The sequence below is a fragment of the Altererythrobacter sp. CAU 1644 genome, assembly GCF_029623755.1.
Lineage (GTDB): Bacteria > Pseudomonadota > Alphaproteobacteria > Sphingomonadales > Sphingomonadaceae > Erythrobacter > Erythrobacter arenosus.
Map to the genome: position 1 here is coordinate 1684567 of NZ_CP121106.1, position 14948 is coordinate 1699514.

General features: G+C 63.8%; 19 protein-coding genes. 10 read left to right on the forward strand and 9 right to left on the reverse strand.

Annotated elements, in window-relative coordinates; all coding sequences use genetic code 11:
- Positions 1 to 109: 109 nt before the first annotated feature.
- The gene (locus tag P7228_RS08310; RefSeq protein ID WP_278014781.1) at positions 110 to 1618 is read right to left on the reverse strand and encodes a YifB family Mg chelatase-like AAA ATPase; all 1509 of its coding nucleotides are present in this window, start codon (positions 1616 to 1618) and stop codon (positions 110 to 112) included.
- Between the two features lie 159 nt (positions 1619 to 1777).
- On the opposite strand from P7228_RS08310, the gene P7228_RS08315 reads away from it, so the two are divergent.
- The 6 genes from P7228_RS08315 to yihA all read left to right on the forward strand — a co-directional run bounded on the left by P7228_RS08315 (position 1778) and on the right by yihA (position 6096).
- Entirely contained in the window at positions 1778 to 2701 is a 924-nt protein-coding gene (locus P7228_RS08315; protein WP_278014782.1) for an alpha/beta hydrolase, read from the forward strand.
- A 98-nt stretch (positions 2702 to 2799) separates the two neighbouring features.
- On the forward strand, positions 2800 to 2934 hold the full coding sequence (rpmH, locus tag P7228_RS08320; RefSeq protein WP_160674864.1) for a 50S ribosomal protein L34: 135 nt from the start codon (positions 2800 to 2802) through the stop codon (positions 2932 to 2934).
- Between the two features lie 14 nt (positions 2935 to 2948).
- Positions 2949 to 3350 (forward strand): ribonuclease P protein component, encoded by a 402-nt coding sequence (rnpA, locus tag P7228_RS08325; RefSeq protein WP_347402863.1) that lies wholly within the window; start codon positions 2949 to 2951, stop codon positions 3348 to 3350.
- Positions 3347 to 3556, forward strand: coding sequence for a membrane protein insertion efficiency factor YidD (gene yidD / locus P7228_RS08330; RefSeq protein ID WP_278014783.1), 210 nt, complete (start codon positions 3347 to 3349; stop codon positions 3554 to 3556). Before rnpA ends, yidD begins: the two co-directional genes overlap by 4 nt.
- Before the next feature lie 65 nt (positions 3557 to 3621).
- Positions 3622 to 5427 carry a membrane protein insertase YidC gene (yidC, locus tag P7228_RS08335; RefSeq protein ID WP_278014784.1) on the forward strand — a complete coding sequence of 602 codons (1806 nt, stop codon included), beginning with the start codon at positions 3622 to 3624 and terminating at the stop codon, positions 5425 to 5427.
- A gap of 3 nt (positions 5428 to 5430) precedes the next feature.
- A complete protein-coding gene (gene yihA / locus P7228_RS08340) occupies positions 5431 to 6096 on the forward strand; it encodes a ribosome biogenesis GTP-binding protein YihA/YsxC (RefSeq protein ID WP_278014785.1) in 666 nt (221 codons plus the stop codon).
- 39 nt (positions 6097 to 6135) lie between these two features.
- On the opposite strand, the gene P7228_RS08345 is transcribed toward yihA, so the two are convergent.
- Positions 6136 to 6759, reverse strand: coding sequence for a hypothetical protein (locus tag P7228_RS08345; protein WP_278014786.1), 624 nt, complete (start codon positions 6757 to 6759; stop codon positions 6136 to 6138).
- Between the two features lie 72 nt (positions 6760 to 6831).
- On the reverse strand, positions 6832 to 7251 hold the full coding sequence (locus P7228_RS08350; protein WP_278014787.1) for a VOC family protein: 420 nt from the start codon (positions 7249 to 7251) through the stop codon (positions 6832 to 6834).
- A gap of 262 nt (positions 7252 to 7513) precedes the next feature.
- Between P7228_RS08350 and P7228_RS08355 the strand changes: the two genes are divergently transcribed.
- Positions 7514 to 8182 carry a glutathione S-transferase family protein gene (locus tag P7228_RS08355; RefSeq protein WP_278014788.1) on the forward strand — a complete coding sequence of 223 codons (669 nt, stop codon included), beginning with the start codon at positions 7514 to 7516 and terminating at the stop codon, positions 8180 to 8182.
- A 5-nt stretch (positions 8183 to 8187) separates the two neighbouring features.
- On the opposite strand, the gene P7228_RS08360 is transcribed toward P7228_RS08355, so the two are convergent.
- Positions 8188 to 8655: a cupin domain-containing protein gene (locus P7228_RS08360; RefSeq protein WP_278014789.1), complete on the reverse strand. Its 468-nt coding sequence runs from the start codon at positions 8653 to 8655 to the stop codon at positions 8188 to 8190.
- A 29-nt stretch (positions 8656 to 8684) separates the two neighbouring features.
- On the opposite strand from P7228_RS08360, the gene dapE reads away from it, so the two are divergent.
- Together dapE and P7228_RS08370 are read left to right on the forward strand one after the other, a co-directional pair.
- A complete protein-coding gene (gene dapE, locus P7228_RS08365; protein ID WP_278014790.1) occupies positions 8685 to 9824 on the forward strand; it encodes a succinyl-diaminopimelate desuccinylase in 1140 nt (379 codons plus the stop codon).
- Positions 9825 to 9837: 13 nt separating this feature from the next.
- Positions 9838 to 11076 carry a dicarboxylate/amino acid:cation symporter gene (locus P7228_RS08370; protein ID WP_278017733.1) on the forward strand — a complete coding sequence of 413 codons (1239 nt, stop codon included), beginning with the start codon at positions 9838 to 9840 and terminating at the stop codon, positions 11074 to 11076.
- Positions 11077 to 11079: 3 nt separating this feature from the next.
- Here the strand turns inward: P7228_RS08370 and P7228_RS08375 are convergent, their stop codons facing one another.
- From P7228_RS08375 to dapB, 4 genes are all read right to left on the reverse strand, one after another.
- Positions 11080 to 11499, reverse strand: coding sequence for a hypothetical protein (locus P7228_RS08375; protein WP_278014791.1), 420 nt, complete (start codon positions 11497 to 11499; stop codon positions 11080 to 11082).
- Positions 11500 to 11561: 62 nt separating this feature from the next.
- Complete coding sequence (gene nth, locus P7228_RS08380; RefSeq protein ID WP_278014792.1) at positions 11562 to 12209, reverse strand: endonuclease III; 648 nt, start codon at positions 12207 to 12209, stop codon at positions 11562 to 11564.
- A 115-nt stretch (positions 12210 to 12324) separates the two neighbouring features.
- Positions 12325 to 12675 (reverse strand): hypothetical protein, encoded by a 351-nt coding sequence (locus P7228_RS08385; protein WP_278014793.1) that lies wholly within the window; start codon positions 12673 to 12675, stop codon positions 12325 to 12327.
- Positions 12672 to 13400 (reverse strand): 4-hydroxy-tetrahydrodipicolinate reductase, encoded by a 729-nt coding sequence (gene dapB, locus P7228_RS08390; RefSeq protein ID WP_278014794.1) that lies wholly within the window; start codon positions 13398 to 13400, stop codon positions 12672 to 12674. Before dapB ends, P7228_RS08385 begins: the two co-directional genes overlap by 4 nt.
- Positions 13401 to 13435: 35 nt before the next feature.
- Here dapB and P7228_RS08395 point away from each other — a divergent pair, with 35 nt between their 5' ends.
- Positions 13436 to 14152, forward strand: coding sequence for an NAD-dependent deacylase (locus P7228_RS08395; RefSeq protein WP_278014795.1), 717 nt, complete (start codon positions 13436 to 13438; stop codon positions 14150 to 14152).
- 224 nt (positions 14153 to 14376) lie between these two features.
- Here the strand turns inward: P7228_RS08395 and P7228_RS08400 are convergent, their stop codons facing one another.
- Positions 14377 to 14919: a GNAT family N-acetyltransferase gene (locus P7228_RS08400; protein ID WP_278014796.1), complete on the reverse strand. Its 543-nt coding sequence runs from the start codon at positions 14917 to 14919 to the stop codon at positions 14377 to 14379.
- Positions 14920 to 14948: the final 29 nt, after the last annotated feature.

A 14948-nucleotide genomic window follows, 5' to 3' on the forward strand; every position in this document is an offset into this window, starting at 1 on the left:
AGCAGAGACGGTTTGATCGCCTTAGGCCATGAGCGATCGCCGATCCTTGACGATGGCGGGCTGATGATTTGCCGATGGATCGCGAAAGCCGGCGTTCTTTGGGGTCGGTTCAGGCTCTCGGCGCCTGCCGCCGATAGCTCAGCGCCTCGGCAATGTGGATGCGCCCGACGCGTTCGGCGCCCGCCAGATCGGCGATGGTCCGCGCCACCCGCAACATCCTGGTGTAGCCGCGCGCCGATAGCCGCATCGCTTCGGCCGCCTGCAGCAGCAGTTTCTGCCCCGCTTCGTCGGGCGTCGCCCATTGCTCCAGCGCCGGGCCGTTGAGTTCGGCATTGCTGCGTGCGCCGGTATTCTCCGCCCGGGCGGTCTGGATCGCGCGAGCCGCGGCGACGCGCGCGGCGACTTCCGCGCTGCCTTCGGCGGGTGGAGGCAAGGCGAGGTCGGCGGCGCTTACGGGATCCACCTCGACATGCAAGTCGATGCGGTCGAGCATCGGGCCGGAGACCTTGCTCTGGTAATCGGCCGCGCAGCGCGGTGCGCGCGAGCAGGCGAGCGCGGGATCGCCCAAGTGGCCGCAACGGCACGGGTTCATCGCCGCGATCAACTGGACCCGCGCCGGGAAGGTGACATGGGCATTGGCGCGCGCAACGTCGACACTGCCGGTTTCGAGCGGCTGGCGCAGCGAATCGAGCACCGGGCGCTGGAATTCGGGCAATTCATCGAGGAACAACACGCCCAGATGCGCGAGGCTGACCTCGCCCGGGCGTACCTTAAGCCCGCCGCCGGTCAGCGCGGCCATGCTGGCCGAATGGTGCGGCGCGCGAAACGGGCGCGCCCGGCTGATCTTGCCGCCCTCAAGCGTTCCGGCGACCGAGGCGACCATCGACACCTCGAGCGCCTCGGGAGGGGTCAGTTCGGGCAGGATTCCCGGCAGGCAGCTTGCCAGCAGGCTCTTCCCCGCACCGGGTGGCCCCACCATCAAGAGATTGTGCCCACCTGCCGCCGCGATCTCGAGCGCGCGCTTGGCGGTTTCCTGCCCCTTGACCTGCCTCAGATCCGCTACGGGCGGCGGCAGTTCGACCTCGCCGCGCGGAGGCTCGGGCAATTGCTGCGTGCCCTTGAGGTGGTTGAGCAGGCTGACGAGATCGGGCGCCGCCAGCACCGGCACGCCGCTGGCCCAGCGCGCTTCCGACCCCTGTCCGGCTGGGCAGATCAGACCCACTTCGACTTCGCTGGCGTGCAGCGCGGCGAGCAACACGCCCGGTGAGGCGACGATCCGACCGTCGAGCGCCAGTTCGCCCACCGCGATCCAGTCGGTCAGCTGCTCGGCATCGGTCACGCCCATGGCTGCGAGCAAAGCCAGCGCAATCGGCAGATCGTAATGCGAACCGTCCTTGGGCAGGTCGGCAGGCGAGAGGTTGATGGTGATCCGCTTGGGCGGCAGCGCCAGCCCCATCGCGGCGAGCGCGGACTGCACCCGCTCGCGGCTTTCGCTCACGGCCTTGTCGGGCAGGCCGACGATGGTGAAGCGCGGCAGCCCGGCCACGACCTGGCATTGCACCTCGACGCCACGCGCCTCCAGCCCGAGATAGGCCACCGTCTTGACCAGCGCGACCACTTCTTAACCCCCTATGCCGCTTCGTGCGGCTTGGGCGATTTGTGGCGAATTAAGAAGGACTTGTCGAGGTGCTACGGATGGTAATCTAAGTACTCGTCAAGCAAATCCTAAGTATATCGCTTTGCCCTTTCGGAAGGGGCTGGGGCGCATGAGAGAGTCATGCGCACTCTTGTCATCTTGCTATTGGCTCTTGTCCACTTCGTGGCGATGCCGGCGGCTGCGCAGTCCCAGAACCAGTATTCCGCCCGTGTAATCGCTGTCGAAAGCTGGGTCGAGGAATGGGACGAGACGACCCAGCAATGGGTGCGGGTGGCCGACGAGCCGGCGCCGGTCCAGGCCGCCGATCGCGGCGCAACCCGGTTCGAACGTTTCGCAACCCCGATCCACCAGCCGCGCTTCGCAGTCGACCATGCCCTTGGTCGTTATGGTCCGTTCCGCGTACTCGATGGCGAGCGGGCGGAACTGGTCGATACGACCGACCATGCCAGCCCGGCGGCGTTCGAAGCAATGCTGCGCGACCATCCCGGGATCAGCCGAATCGATCTGGTCGAGGCGCCTGGAACGCGTGACGACATTGCCAATCTGGCGCTCGCCCGGAAGATCCGCGCGGCGGGCATCGCAACCCACGTGCCGCACGGCGGGTCGGTCCGTTCGGGGGCGGTGGAACTGTTCCTCGCTGGCGAGCGCCGCACGATCGACGAGGGCGCGCAATTCGCGGTTCACAGCTGGCGCGACAACTTCGGCCGCGAGCCGGGTGACTATGCCGTGGACGCTCCCGAGAACCGCCTCTATCTCGATTTCTACGAGGACATGGGCATGTCGCCGGAACGGGCGCGGGCGTTCTACGACATGACCAACTCGGTTCCGCATGTGCAGGCGCTGTGGCTCGACGCCGCGGACATGCGCGGCTGGATCACCCCTGAAAGAACGCGCGCTATCAAGCTCGACGCGCCCCGGCTCGCTTATCTCGACGTCAGTCTTGCCGATACCGGCCCGCTGGCGATCGGCGCGCCCGAATTGCCGCTCGCGGAATTGGCCCCGATCAAGCTCGCACGGCTTGACTTGGGCAGCGCCTTCCCTTAACGGCACGCGCCATACAGGCGGTCGCCTTTGCAGGCGGCCCTTTTTGTTGGTGCTCTGGTGATTCGTTCGCGGCGCACTATCTAGATTTCGAGGACGATATGAAGCGGACTTTTCAACCCAGCAACCTCGTGCGTGCCCGCCGTCACGGTTTCTTCGCCCGCAAGGCGACTCCGGGTGGTCGCAAGGTCCTGCGCGCTCGCCGTCGGCGTGGTCGCAAGAACCTTTGTGCGTAAGCGCATCGACTGACATTCAATCAATCGCGGTGATACGTCGCCGCGCGGATTTCATTGCTGCAAACCGGGGCTTGCGAGTAGCGCGTCCCGGTTTCGTGCTTTTGGCGCACCCGAACGACGGAAAGGGCATGCGCTACGGCATCACGGTGACGAAGAAGGTCGGCAACGCCGTGGTCCGCAACCGGATGAAACGCCGTTTTCGCGAATTGCTGCGCGCCGCGCTGCCGGAACACGGCCTGCCCGACCACGATCACGTGCTGATTGGCCGCGACCGCGGGATCGAGCGCGATTTTGCCAAGTTGGCGCAGGAACTCGACGAAGCCCTGGCCCGTGCCGCCGAAGGCAAGGGCGATCCGCCGCGCCGGCGGCCTCGCAAGGGCGATGGCGGAAAACCGAACCAGGCACGGACCCGATGAAGCATATTCTCATCTTCATCGCCCGCCTGTGGCAATGGGGCCCGAGCCGCATCCTCCCGCCCAGTTGCCGCTATGCCCCGTCATGCTCGCAATATGCGATCGAGGCGCTGGGGAAATATGGCGCAATCAAGGGTGGATGGTTGGCGTTCAAGCGGCTAATGCGCTGCCATCCCTGGGGAGGGCATGGTCACGATCCGGTGCCCTGACCGGGCACCAACTGTCTTGACTATGTAATACACCTCCCCACATTCGAGTTTTTAAGAGACGAATCTTGGACAATCAGCGCAATCTCCTGCTCGCCGTGGCGCTCTCCTTCCTGCTGATCCTCGGCTGGGATACGGCCATGCGGTATTTCTATCCCGAGGCATCGCTTTCCGGTGCGCCCGAGCAGACGCAGACCGCTGCTGCGCCGACCGCCACTGGCGCGGCCGCTGGAACCGCACCGATCGCTGCGCCGGGTAGCATCGATGCCGGCGCCACCGGTATTGGTGTGCCGGTCGATCTCGACCAGGCGCTCGCTTCGGAAGAGCGCGTGCGGATCGATGCGCCGCGGGTCGAAGGTTCGATCAATCTCGTCGGCGCGCGTATCGACGATATCGAGCTCAAGGATCACCGCCAGACGGTGAAGGACGACAGCCGCCCGGTGCAGCTGTTCGCGCCGCAGGGGACGACGGACCAGCACTTCGCGCAGTTCGGCTGGATCGGCCAGGGCGTCACGCTGCCCGATGGCAAGACCGTATGGCAGGCCGACGGCGAAACGCTGAGTGCGACGCGGCCGGTCACGCTGAGCTGGGACAATGGCGAAGGCCAGGTCTTCCGCATCCGCTACGCGATCGACGAAAACTTCATGCTCACCGCGACGCAGACCGTCGCCAATACCGGCGCGGGTCCGATCGTGGTGCAGCCCTATGGCCTGATCACGCGCAGTTCGGCCAATGCCAGCCCCTCCACCTTCAACGCGCATTCGGGCCCGATGGGAGCGTTCGGCGACACCGTCGAATACGGGCCGGATTACGAGGACCTGGTCGAGAGCGGCAGCTTCACGCCGGAGGCCGGGGCCCCCGACTGGCTCGGCTTCAGCGACATCTACTGGCTTTCCGCGCTGGTCCCGCAGCAGGGTATCGATGCGACGCCGGGCTTCCGCTCGCTGGGCGACAACCTCTTCCGTGCGGACCTGATCTACGCGCCCGAGACCGTTCCGGCCGGCCAGCGGGTCAGCCGCGAGACGCGCCTGTTCGCGGGCGCCAAGGAAAGCGTGGTGCTCGACCAGTATGCCGACGCCGGGATCGAGAATTTCGGCAAGGCGATCGACTGGGGCTGGTTCGAATGGTTCGTCAAGCCGATGGTCTGGCTGCTGCGCCAGCTCTACGACTTCGCAGGCAACTTCGGCGTTGCGATCATCCTGCTGACGATCATCATTCGCGGCCTGATGTTCCCGATTGCGCAGAAGCAATTCGCCAGCATGGCCGCGATGAAGGCGGTCCAGCCGAAGATGAAGGCGATCCAGGAACGCTACAAGGACGACAAGCAGAAGCAGCAGCAGGAGGTGATGAAGCTCTACAAGGACGAGGGCGTAAATCCGCTCGCCGGGTGCCTTCCGCTGCTGATCCAGATCCCGATTTTCTTTGCGCTCTACAAGGCGCTGATCCTGGCGATCGAAATGCGCCACAAGCCGTTCTACCTGTGGATCGACGACCTCTCCGCGCCCGACCCGGCGAAGATCCTCAACCTGTTCGGCCTGCTGCCGTTCGACCCGCCGGGCTTCCTTGGCATCGGTATCCTCGCGGCCCTGCTCGGCGTGACGATGTGGCTCACCTTCAAGCTCAATCCGAGCGCGATGGACCCGGTCCAGCAGCAGATCTTCAACTTCATGCCCTGGGTGCTGATGTTCATCATGGCGCCCTTCGCGGCGGGCCTGCTGCTCTACTGGGTAACCTCCAACATCCTCACGCTGGCGCAGCAGAGCTATCTCTACTCGCGCCATCCGCAGTTGAAGGCCGCCGCCGAGAAGCAGAAGGCCGACCAGGAGATGGTGGCCGCGCGCGACAAGGCCCGCGAAAAGAAGAGCAAGGGCTGAGGCGTGACGCCCGAAGAAGAGAAGCTGAAGGCCTTCCGCGAGGACGCAGCGGCGAAGCTCTTTTCGGGCCGCGTCGACTTCCTGCTGTCCGCGCCCCAGCTCAAGTTCCTGCCCGATCCGGAGGTGCCCGAGATCGCCTTTTGCGGACGCTCGAACGTCGGCAAGAGCTCGTTGCTCAACGCGCTGACACTGCGCAAGAACATCGCCCGCGCTTCGGTCACGCCGGGCCGCACGCAGGAACTCAACTTCTTCGAGGTGGGTGAACCGACGCGGCTGCGGCTGGTCGACATGCCCGGCTACGGCTTTGCCAAGGCGCCGCCCAAGGTGGTCGAGAAGTGGAAGGCACTGGTGAGGAGCTACCTGCGCGGGCGGCAGGTGCTGGCGCGCACGCTGGTGCTGGTCGACAGCCGTCACGGGTTGAAGGATGTCGACCGCGACATGATGAAGATGCTTGACGAGGCGGCGGTGGTCTATCGCGTCGTCCTGACCAAGGCGGACAAGGTCAAGAAATCGGAACTCGACAAGACCGTGGCCAAGGTCGCCGAAGAGGCGAAGAAACATGTCGCCGCCTTCCCCGAGCTGCATGTGACCAGTGCCGAGAAAGGCATGGGCATCGCAGAGCTACGCGCGGCGATCCTGGAGGATGCGCTGGGCGCGGATTGGGTCTAGGCGCTACGCCCTAGTGTGGGTGGAAAGCGGACAGGAAAATCAGTCCGTCGTTGAACCGGCAATAACAGTCAGCTTTTGCAAGGACGGGATGTATACGCTCCAGAGAAACATCCCCCACCATTCAGAGCCCGCTTCAAAAAACTGCGATGCCTTCGGTAGCTGTGGATGACCCCAATCGTAAATTTGGCTCAACTCACCTGGCGGAAGAATGTAGTCGCGGATTTCCTCAAAGAGGGACTGGGTCTCGCTGGGTCTCCCATCAAGCGGATAAGGTGGACAACAGAACGCATATGCGAACTGGCCTTGATCGTTTGGTCCCGGGTGGGCGCTCGCCCCAGAGACAATCCTCACGCCATCCAGCCGCTTCAATGGTGGGTCGACCAGCGTGGAGCCATCAGACTTCGTGTGCCATCCCTTCTTCACCAGGTTCCCGCGATCATAGTCATACCAATCGCCAAAGAACTTGCGCTCGCTTATCTTGTGGTAACCGAAACCTTCGATCATCTTTAGGTCCACATCGTAGCGGTGTGGGATTACACGCCGGATTGCAGCCAACACTTCTTCGTGGTTGCCTGAGCAGTTATGACTGATAGCGAATTTCAGCACGCCGCCCTTCTTCCTGAAGCGCTTGAACGGTGGGGGAAGCTTCTCGATCGGCGTCATATCACCAGACTATGGACCATTCCCAATGTCCGCAACTGGGTCGCTAGCAGACATTTGCTCGTAAAAACGAAGCTAGCTCGCGAACAGCATCGCATCGTCCGCAAATGCCTTGAACTCCAGCGCATTGCCTGACGGATCGCGGAAGAACATCGTCGCCTGTTCGCAGGGATCGCCCTTGAAGCGGATGGTAGGTTCGATCACGAATTCGGTTCCGACCGCGATCAACCGGTCAGCCAGCGCCTGCCAGTCCTCGAGCTTCAGGACGATGCCAAAGTGCGGCACCGGCACGCCATGCCCGTCGACATGGTTGCTGGCGCGATCTCCGGCCTCGCCCGGTGCCAGATGCGCCACGATCTGGTGGCCGAAAAAGTCGAAGTCGATCCACTCGTCGCTGCTGCGTCCCTCGGCACAGCCCATCGCGCCGCCATAGAAGGCGCGCGCCGCGGCCAGATCGTCGACGGGGAAGGCGAGGTGGAACGGGCGCAGGCTCATGCGCCCCGCATACACCGCAGCCCGCAGTCTCGAAAGATTTTCCTACTCGCGGCGCGATGGGCACAGGCGTGACATGGAACCGGGAGAAGCCCGCCGCGTCATCGAGCAAATTCGCGCTTATGCCCGCGCCGGAAAGCGGGTCCCGGATGCCTTCCTGAAACGCTATTTGGACCCTGTTCCATGTGTTCCATCCGTTCAGCCTCGACAGCGCATTGATGAACGCCTAGGTCGCAAGACGGATGCAAGGTGGAGCGCGCGAAATATGAAGCTGATTGTCGGCAACAAGAATTACTCGAGCTGGTCGCTGCGCGGCTGGCTCGCCGCAAAGCAATCAGGCCTGCATTTCGAGGAACTGACCGTGCCGATCTATGGCGAGGGCTGGGCCGATACCAAGCGCGAGATGGGCGAGGTGCAGCCGTCCTCGGGCAAGGTGCCCGTGCTGTGGGACGACGACACAGTCATTTGGGACAGTCTCGCGATCATGGAGTTTCTCGCCGACAAGGTTGGCCGTGATCGCTTCTGGCCCAAGGATGATTCCGCGCGCGGCATGGCCCGCGCGATGGTTGCCGAAATGCACAGCGGGTTCATGTCGCTGCGCCGCGAATTGCCAATGAACGTGCGCAAGCGGATCGCGCTGCAGCAGGTTTCCGATGCGACCAAGCACGATATCGTCCGAATCCTGACCTTGTGGGCGGAGGCCCGCGCGCGTTTCGGCCAGGGCGGGCCGTTCCTGTTCGGCACCTTCGGCGCGGCGGATATCTTTTACGCTCCGGTCGTATCGCGCTTCGTCACCTACGGCGTCGGCGTTCCCGGCTTCGCGCAGACCTATATGGAGGCGATCTGGGAGCACGACTGGATGCAGGAATGGGTCGCCGCCTCCGAGGAGGAGGACTGGGTGATCGAACAGTTCGAGGTCGAACCCGCCGAGTAGCGCGGTCAGGGGATCCGGCTGGTCGGGTAGGGCGTGCCGTCCTTGCGGAAGTATCCATCGGGTTCGAACACCATGTCGATATCGGGATACTCGCCGCGATCTTCGTCCCGCTCGCCGCCGCTGATCGCCACGAAAACGCAATCGCGGTCCGAGCGGTTCTGCAGGTGATGGCCATTGCTTTCGCCTGCGGGCCAGGCGAGCACGTCACCCGGGCGGACGGTGCTCTCGCCTTCGTCCTCGACCAGCACGGCCTCGCCTTCGAGCATGATGACCAGCTCGTCCTGCCCGGCATGCCAGTGCCGTTGGCTCGACCACGCACCCGGCTTCAGCACGACGTGGCTGGCGCCGAGCTTCGTCAGCCCGGCCGGCGGGGCGAGCCGGCGGTACCAGCGGCCCTCGACTTCGGCGTCGAAGGGCGCCGGATAGCCGGTCACATTGGTCTGGGGGATGGCGTCAAGATCGAGCTTGGGCATCGGGGCACACTCCTGCTAGTCGGCGATTTATGAACCAAGTCGCAGAGCTCGCCAATCGTTTGATCGAGGCGCCCAGCGTGACCCCGGCCACCGGGCTCGTGTTCGACGTGATGGAAGCGATGCTCGCCCCGCTTGGCTTCGCAGTGCACCGCTTCCAGCGCGGCAGCGGGGAGGTCGGCACCGACGAGGAAGCCGTAGAAAACCTCTTCGCGATCCGCAACGGTCCGGCCGGTTCGCGCCATTTCGCTTTCGCTGGGCACCTCGACGTGGTGCCCCCGGGAGAGGGGTGGACCAGCGCGCCTTTCGCTCCCGAAGTGCGCGGCGAATTGCTCTATGGGCGCGGCGCGGTCGACATGAAGGGCGCCATCGCTGCCATGGTCGCAGCGGCCGAGCATGTACCGCAGGATGCGGGGACGGTCAGCTTCATCATCACCGGGGACGAGGAAGGCCACGCCAAGCATGGCACGCGCGCGCTGATCGACTTCATGCGCGACAACGATATCCAGCCAGACCTCTGTCTGGTCGGCGAACCGACCAGCGTCCATCGGCTGGGCGACATGATGAAGATCGGGCGGCGCGGATCGACGATCATCTGGCTCGAGGTCGAAGGGACGGAAGGCCACGTCGCCTATCCGCATCTGGCCGACAACCCGATCCCGCGGATGGTGAAGATCCTGGCCGAGCTCGATGCGCTGGTGCTCGACGAGGGGACCGACTGGTTCCAGGCCAGCAATCTCGAGATACTCGACATGGAAGTCGGCAATCCTGCGTCGAACGTCATTCCGCACCGCGCCAGGGCGCGCGTTTCGATCCGCTTCAACGACTGCCATACGGGCGAGAGCCTCGGCGAAAAAGTGCGCGAGATCGCCGAGCGGCACGGGGGGACGACCAAGCAGGTGATTTACGGGGAGCCGTTCCTCACGCCGCCGGGCGAATTCTCGCAGATTATTGCGGCGGCGGTGAAGGCGGAAACCGGGCTGGATCCGGAGCCTTCCACCAGCGGGGGCACGTCGGACGCGCGTTTCCTGCGGGCAGTGTGCCCGGTGATCGAATTCGGTCTGTGCAACGCCACCATGCACAAGCGTGACGAAGCTGTGGCGTTGGAGGACCTTGATGCGCTAAGTCGTATCTACACCGCGATCGCAAAAGCGGCGCTGGCAGCAGAATAAAGGGGAGGGTCGCCTGATGCGCGCCTGGTTTGCAATACCGCTGTGGCAACGCGTGATCGCGGCGCTGGTCCTGGGCGTCCTGACCGGCTGGCTGTGGGGGCCGCAGGCAGAGAGCATCAAGATCATCGGCGACATCTTTGTCGCTTTCATCAAGATGCTGGTCGTCCCGCTGATCTTCTTCAGCCTGGTCGCCGGGGTCGCCAGTATCGGCGACCTGCGCAAGCTCGGCAGCGTCGGCTGGCGCGCGCTCCTGCTGTTCGTCGTCACTGGCCAGATCGCGGTCTGGCTCGGGCTGGCGCTGGGCACCTTCGTGCAACCGGGAATGGGCGTCGATACCTCGATGATCGAAATGGGTGCGGTGCCGGAGCCGAACGAGACGACCTGGCGCGAAATGCTGCTCGGCATGGTGCCGCAAAGCCCGGTCCAGGTCATGGCGGACGTCAATGTCCTGCCGCTGATCATCTTCTCGATGCTGCTCGGGATCGGCATCCTGATGGCGAAGGAGGATGGCGAGCCGGTTCTCAAGATCTTCGATTCGGGCGCGATCATCATGCAGAAGGTGACGATGATCGTGATGGAACTGACCCCCTTTGGCGTCTTCGCGCTGATGGCGTGGGTCGCCGGAACGCTCGGCCTCGATGCGCTGGGCGCGCTCGGTAAGCTTGTGTTCCTCAACTACCTCGGATGCCTTCTGATTATCGGCATCATCTACGCCGGCATGATCAAGTTTATCGCGCGCCTGCCGGTGATCGCGTTCTTTCGCGGTATTATCGATCCGATCGCGGTCAGCTATTCCACCGCGAGTTCGAACGCGACCCTGCCGGTGACGCTGCGCGCTGCCGAGCGCAACCTCGGTATCAGCAATTCGGTCGCCAGTTTCGTGATCTCGCTGGGCGCGACGATCAACATGAACGGTACCGCGATGTATCTCGGGCTGGCGACGCTGTTCGGGGCGCAGATCTTTGGCGTTCAGCTCGACATGGGCGACTACATCCTGATCTCGATCCTCGGTACGCTGGGCGCGGTCGGGGCGGCGGGCATCCCTGGCGCCGGCCTGATCATGATGGCGCTGGTATTCGGCGCAGTGGGCGTGCCGCTCGAAACGATCGCTTTCGTGGCGGGCGTCGACCGGATCATGGACATGATGCGGACCACGACCAATGTCAGCGGGGACGCAGCGGTCGCTACCACGGTGGCCGCGCTCACCAACGAGATCGACCGCGCCGAGATGATCAGCGCGGACGACGTCTAGGGATTATTCTTCCGGCGGCGCCTCGGGTTCGGCCTGGGTCGAGCAATTTTCGCTGCAACGCGTTGTCGCCGAAGGGTTGAGCCTGCCGCTCACCCGGATCGTCGCCCCGCTGCCCAGCGTGTAGGAACTGGCGTCGGTATTCTCGAGCGCGTCGCCGGTGCCGATCACGACCGGCGCCCCGCCTCCGCTGCGCCGTGCGCGGGAATTCGAGGATCGACGCTGCTGGGTCGAGGCTCGCACCGCGCTGCTGGCGGAATTGATGCTGCCCCTGACCGCATCGCCGAGCGAACGGCTGGCCTTCGCCTGGCCGCTGGTTCCGGACAGGATCACTGCCGTCTCGGCAGCATCCTGAGCATATGCGGATGCCGGCATGACGATAGCCCCGCAGGCAATCGCGATAGTCATCACTCGACGGATTGGCATGAGCTCATCTCCCCCTCTTATCGGGCAAGTGTGACCCCATCGGCCGGGATTTACAAGTTGCGTCAACGTTTGGGCTTTTCGAGCACCTTCTGCTTGTAGCTGCACAGGTCGACAACCTGGCAGCGCCAGCACTCGGGCGTGCGGGCTTTGCAAATGTAGCGACCGTGCAGGATCAGCCAGTGATGGGCGTGCAGGCGAAACGGCTGCGGCACGCGCTTTTCCAGCTTGGCCTCGACCTGCTCGGGCGTCTTGCCTTTGGCCAAGCCGGTACGATTGCCGACCCGCAGTATATGGGTGTCGACCGCGAAGGTTTCCTGGCGGAACCAGCAATTGAGCACGACATTGGCAGTCTTGCGACCGACGCCGGGAAGCCGGACGAGATCGTCGCGGGTATCGGGCACCTCCCCGTCATATTCGTCCACCAGCAGCTGCGAGAGCGCGATGACATTTTTCGCCTTGGAGTTGAACAGGCCGATCGTCTTGATGTGCTCCTTGAGTCCATCCTCGCCCAGATTGAGCATTTGCTGGGGCGTTTCGACCTTGGCGAACAGCGCGCGTGTCGCCTTGTTCACGCCGACATCGGTCGCCTGCGCACTGAGCGCCACCGCCACCACCAGCTGATAGCAATTGCCATATTCGAGCTCGGTCTCCGGTTCGGGATTATCCTCCGCCAGGCGGCGGAAAAACTCGAAGATCTGGTCCTTGGTCATCAGCGTTTCGTCATTTCGGCAAACTATCGAGCTCCCTTGCGGAAGCGCTCCGCAGCAATGCGTCGATCATGGTCTTCGCCCAACTCCCTCGATTTCCGCCAAGCCGCGATTTCGGTCATCGCTTGGTGGCGCTGCGCATGAAAGGTGCTGCCGCGACAATCCACAACGCCGTCCAAATCATGACCGCGGCGCCTTCCTGTTCGCGGAGCTGCACAGACCAGACCAGCGGCATCCACACAAGAGCAATCCCCAGGATCATCACGACAGTGCAGGCGAGGGCGAAACGCCATGGCGCTACCGGTCTGACCAGCATGGGATAGAGCAGCGGGAGAGTAACCGTCGCCACCAATCCTGCCCACAGAGGGGCGCGATAATCCTGCACCGCGGCCGTTTGGCTGATCGAATAACCGATGATGGCCAGGAGGACTCCCAGCGCCAGCCCGCACCCTGCAGCCAGGGCCTTCACAGGCCCAGCACCTGCTCCATCCTATAGCGGCCGGGCTCTTTGCCGATCAGCCATTCGGCTGCCTTCACCGCGCCGCGTGCGAAGATCATGCGGTTCTCGGCATTGTGGGTGAGGGTGATCCGCTCCTCGTCGCCGGCGAAAATGACGCTGTGATCGCCCGCGACCGTACCTCCGCGCAGCGAAGCGAAGCCGATCGCTCCCTCGGCCCGCGCGCCGGTCTGGCCGTCACGCCCGCTTTCCTTGCTGGACGCGAGGTCGACCCCGCGCCCGGCAGCGGCTGCTTCGCCCAGGAGAAGCGCGGTGCCCGATGGGGCATCGACCTTCATGCGGTGATGCATTTCGACGATCTCGATGTCCCACTCCGGCCCCAGGCGGCTCGCGGCATCGCGGACAAGATGCGCCAGCAACGTCACGCCGAGCGAGGTGTTGCCGGTCTGCAGGATCGGCAGATAGGCGGCGGAATCGTCGATCATGCGGTGGTGCTCGTCGGTAAGTCCGGTGGTGCCGATCACGATCGGCGTGCCGGCGACGCGCGCCGCCGCGAGATTGGCGGAGAGCGCTCCTGGTGCCGAGAAATCGACCAGCACCTCGCAGCGCGTGGCGAGCGGGCCGGGCTGTTCGCCCTCGTCGACACCGCCCGAGACTTCGTGCCCCGCTTCGGCAACCGCCTTGAGCAGCGCCTGCCCCATGCGCCCCTTGTGTCCGATGATTCCGAATTGCGCCATTGCGTGACCTCCGTCCGCCATGCTTCATGGGCGGCATGGCAAACATTCGCAATATCGTTGTCCTGACGGGCGCAGGGATTTCCGCGGAAAGCGGGATCGATACCTTTCGCGATGCGGGAGGCCTGTGGGAGCAACATCGGGTCGAGGATGTCGCGACGCCCGAGGGGTTTGCGCGCGACCCGGAACTGGTGCTCGGCTTCTACGACATGCGGCGCGAGGCGCTGCTGACGAAAGAGCCCAATCTGGCGCATGGAGCCTTGGCGCGGCTCGATGCCGAGTTTTCGGGCGAACTGCTGATCGTCACCCAGAATGTCGACGATTTGCACGAACGGGCGGGTGCCAAGCGGGTGCTGCACATGCATGGCGAACTCAAGAGCGCGCTGTGCACCTCGTGCGAGATGCGTAGCCCCTGGGATGCGCCGATGTCGGCCAATGATACCGGGCAACGCCCGCCGTGCCCGGTGTGCCAGGCGCCGACGCTCAGGCCCGATGTCGTCTGGTTCGGCGAGATGCCCTACCAGATGGAGCGCATCTACGCCGCGCTGCGGCAGGCGGACCTGTTCGTCAGCATCGGCACCTCGGGAGCGGTATATCCGGCGGCGGGTTTCGTGCGCGATGCGCGCGACCTCGGTGTGCGGACGCTGGAGTTGAACCTCGAGCGCAGCGAGGGCTCGCACTGGTTCCACGAATCGCGGCTTGGCAGGGCGGGGGAGTTGGTGCCGCAATGGGTGGAGGAATTGCTCGGTCGCTGATCCGGGTGGAACACGGAACGCTCTTCTGGAAAGTGTGACTTTCCGTGAAATGCCTAGGGCGAGGGCGGGTTCTGATACCCCTGATGTGTGACTTTCCGCTGGAGGTGTGGTCCAGGCAGGATGGAGTGCAGGACAGCGCATCGCCACAATGTGCGATCAAGGGTGTCGAGTAGGAAAGCCTCTAGGGGAACGTCCGCGCCTTGGTGAACATCGGACCGATCATGCTAGCTCTCGATCCCATCCCAATCTCGTAGTTCCCGGCGCATCAAGATATCTCGCTGCAAGTCATTGCCTATCGCGAAACTGTGCTCGCCAAAGGCTGTAAAGCCCTGCCGGGAGTAGAACTCGATAGCCTTGGGATTGGCTTCCCAAACGCCCAGCCATACAGCGTCTGCTCCTATGGCTCTCGCCTCCTCGAGCGCAAACTGAAAGAGCGCCTTGCCAACGCCCGTTCCCTGCATTTCGGTATCGACATAAATGCGTTCGATCTCCAGCGTTTTGCCTTCAACCGTTTCGGTCTGCGCGCTTCCGTGATTGACCTTCAAGTATCCGGCGACCCCGTTCGCTGTCTCCGCAAAATAGAAACGCGACCCAGGATTGCTTAACTCGAGCGAGAGTTGCTCATGGGAGAAGGCTCGGCTGAGGTAAGCGGAGAAATCCTCGGGGTTATTGCCGCTTGCGAAAGTCTGTTCGAAAGTCCTTCGTCCAATATCCGCCAGCGTGGAAAGCCCGTCCAAGTGAACACGCGATATGGAGATGGCTGTCATGGGCTGAACCTACCGATTACTCTGCGGCG

Bases quoted from the DNA above. Each gene is read 5' to 3' on its own strand.
- P7228_RS08315 (WP_278014782.1), top strand. From the start codon at position 1,778: ATGCGCACTCTTGTCATCTTGCTATTGGCTCTTGTCCACTTCGTGGCG.
- nth (WP_278014792.1), bottom strand. From the start codon at position 12,209: ATGACCAAGGACCAGATCTTCGAGTTTTTCCGCCGCCTGGCGGAGGAT.
- P7228_RS08375 (WP_278014791.1), bottom strand. From the start codon at position 11,499: ATGCCAATCCGTCGAGTGATGACTATCGCGATTGCCTGCGGGGCTATC.
- P7228_RS08400 (WP_278014796.1), bottom strand. From the start codon at position 14,919: ATGACAGCCATCTCCATATCGCGTGTTCACTTGGACGGGCTTTCCACG.
- P7228_RS08350 (WP_278014787.1), bottom strand. From the start codon at position 7,251: ATGAGCCTGCGCCCGTTCCACCTCGCCTTCCCCGTCGACGATCTGGCC.
- dapE (WP_278014790.1), top strand. From the start codon at position 8,685: ATGAACCAAGTCGCAGAGCTCGCCAATCGTTTGATCGAGGCGCCCAGC.
- P7228_RS08360 (WP_278014789.1), bottom strand. From the start codon at position 8,655: ATGCCCAAGCTCGATCTTGACGCCATCCCCCAGACCAATGTGACCGGC.
- P7228_RS08355 (WP_278014788.1), top strand. From the start codon at position 7,514: ATGAAGCTGATTGTCGGCAACAAGAATTACTCGAGCTGGTCGCTGCGC.
- rpmH (WP_160674864.1), top strand. From the start codon at position 2,800: ATGAAGCGGACTTTTCAACCCAGCAACCTCGTGCGTGCCCGCCGTCAC.
- yidD (WP_278014783.1), top strand. From the start codon at position 3,347: ATGAAGCATATTCTCATCTTCATCGCCCGCCTGTGGCAATGGGGCCCG.
- P7228_RS08345 (WP_278014786.1), bottom strand. From the start codon at position 6,759: ATGACGCCGATCGAGAAGCTTCCCCCACCGTTCAAGCGCTTCAGGAAG.
- dapB (WP_278014794.1), bottom strand. From the start codon at position 13,400: ATGGCGCAATTCGGAATCATCGGACACAAGGGGCGCATGGGGCAGGCG.
- P7228_RS08395 (WP_278014795.1), top strand. From the start codon at position 13,436: ATGGCAAACATTCGCAATATCGTTGTCCTGACGGGCGCAGGGATTTCC.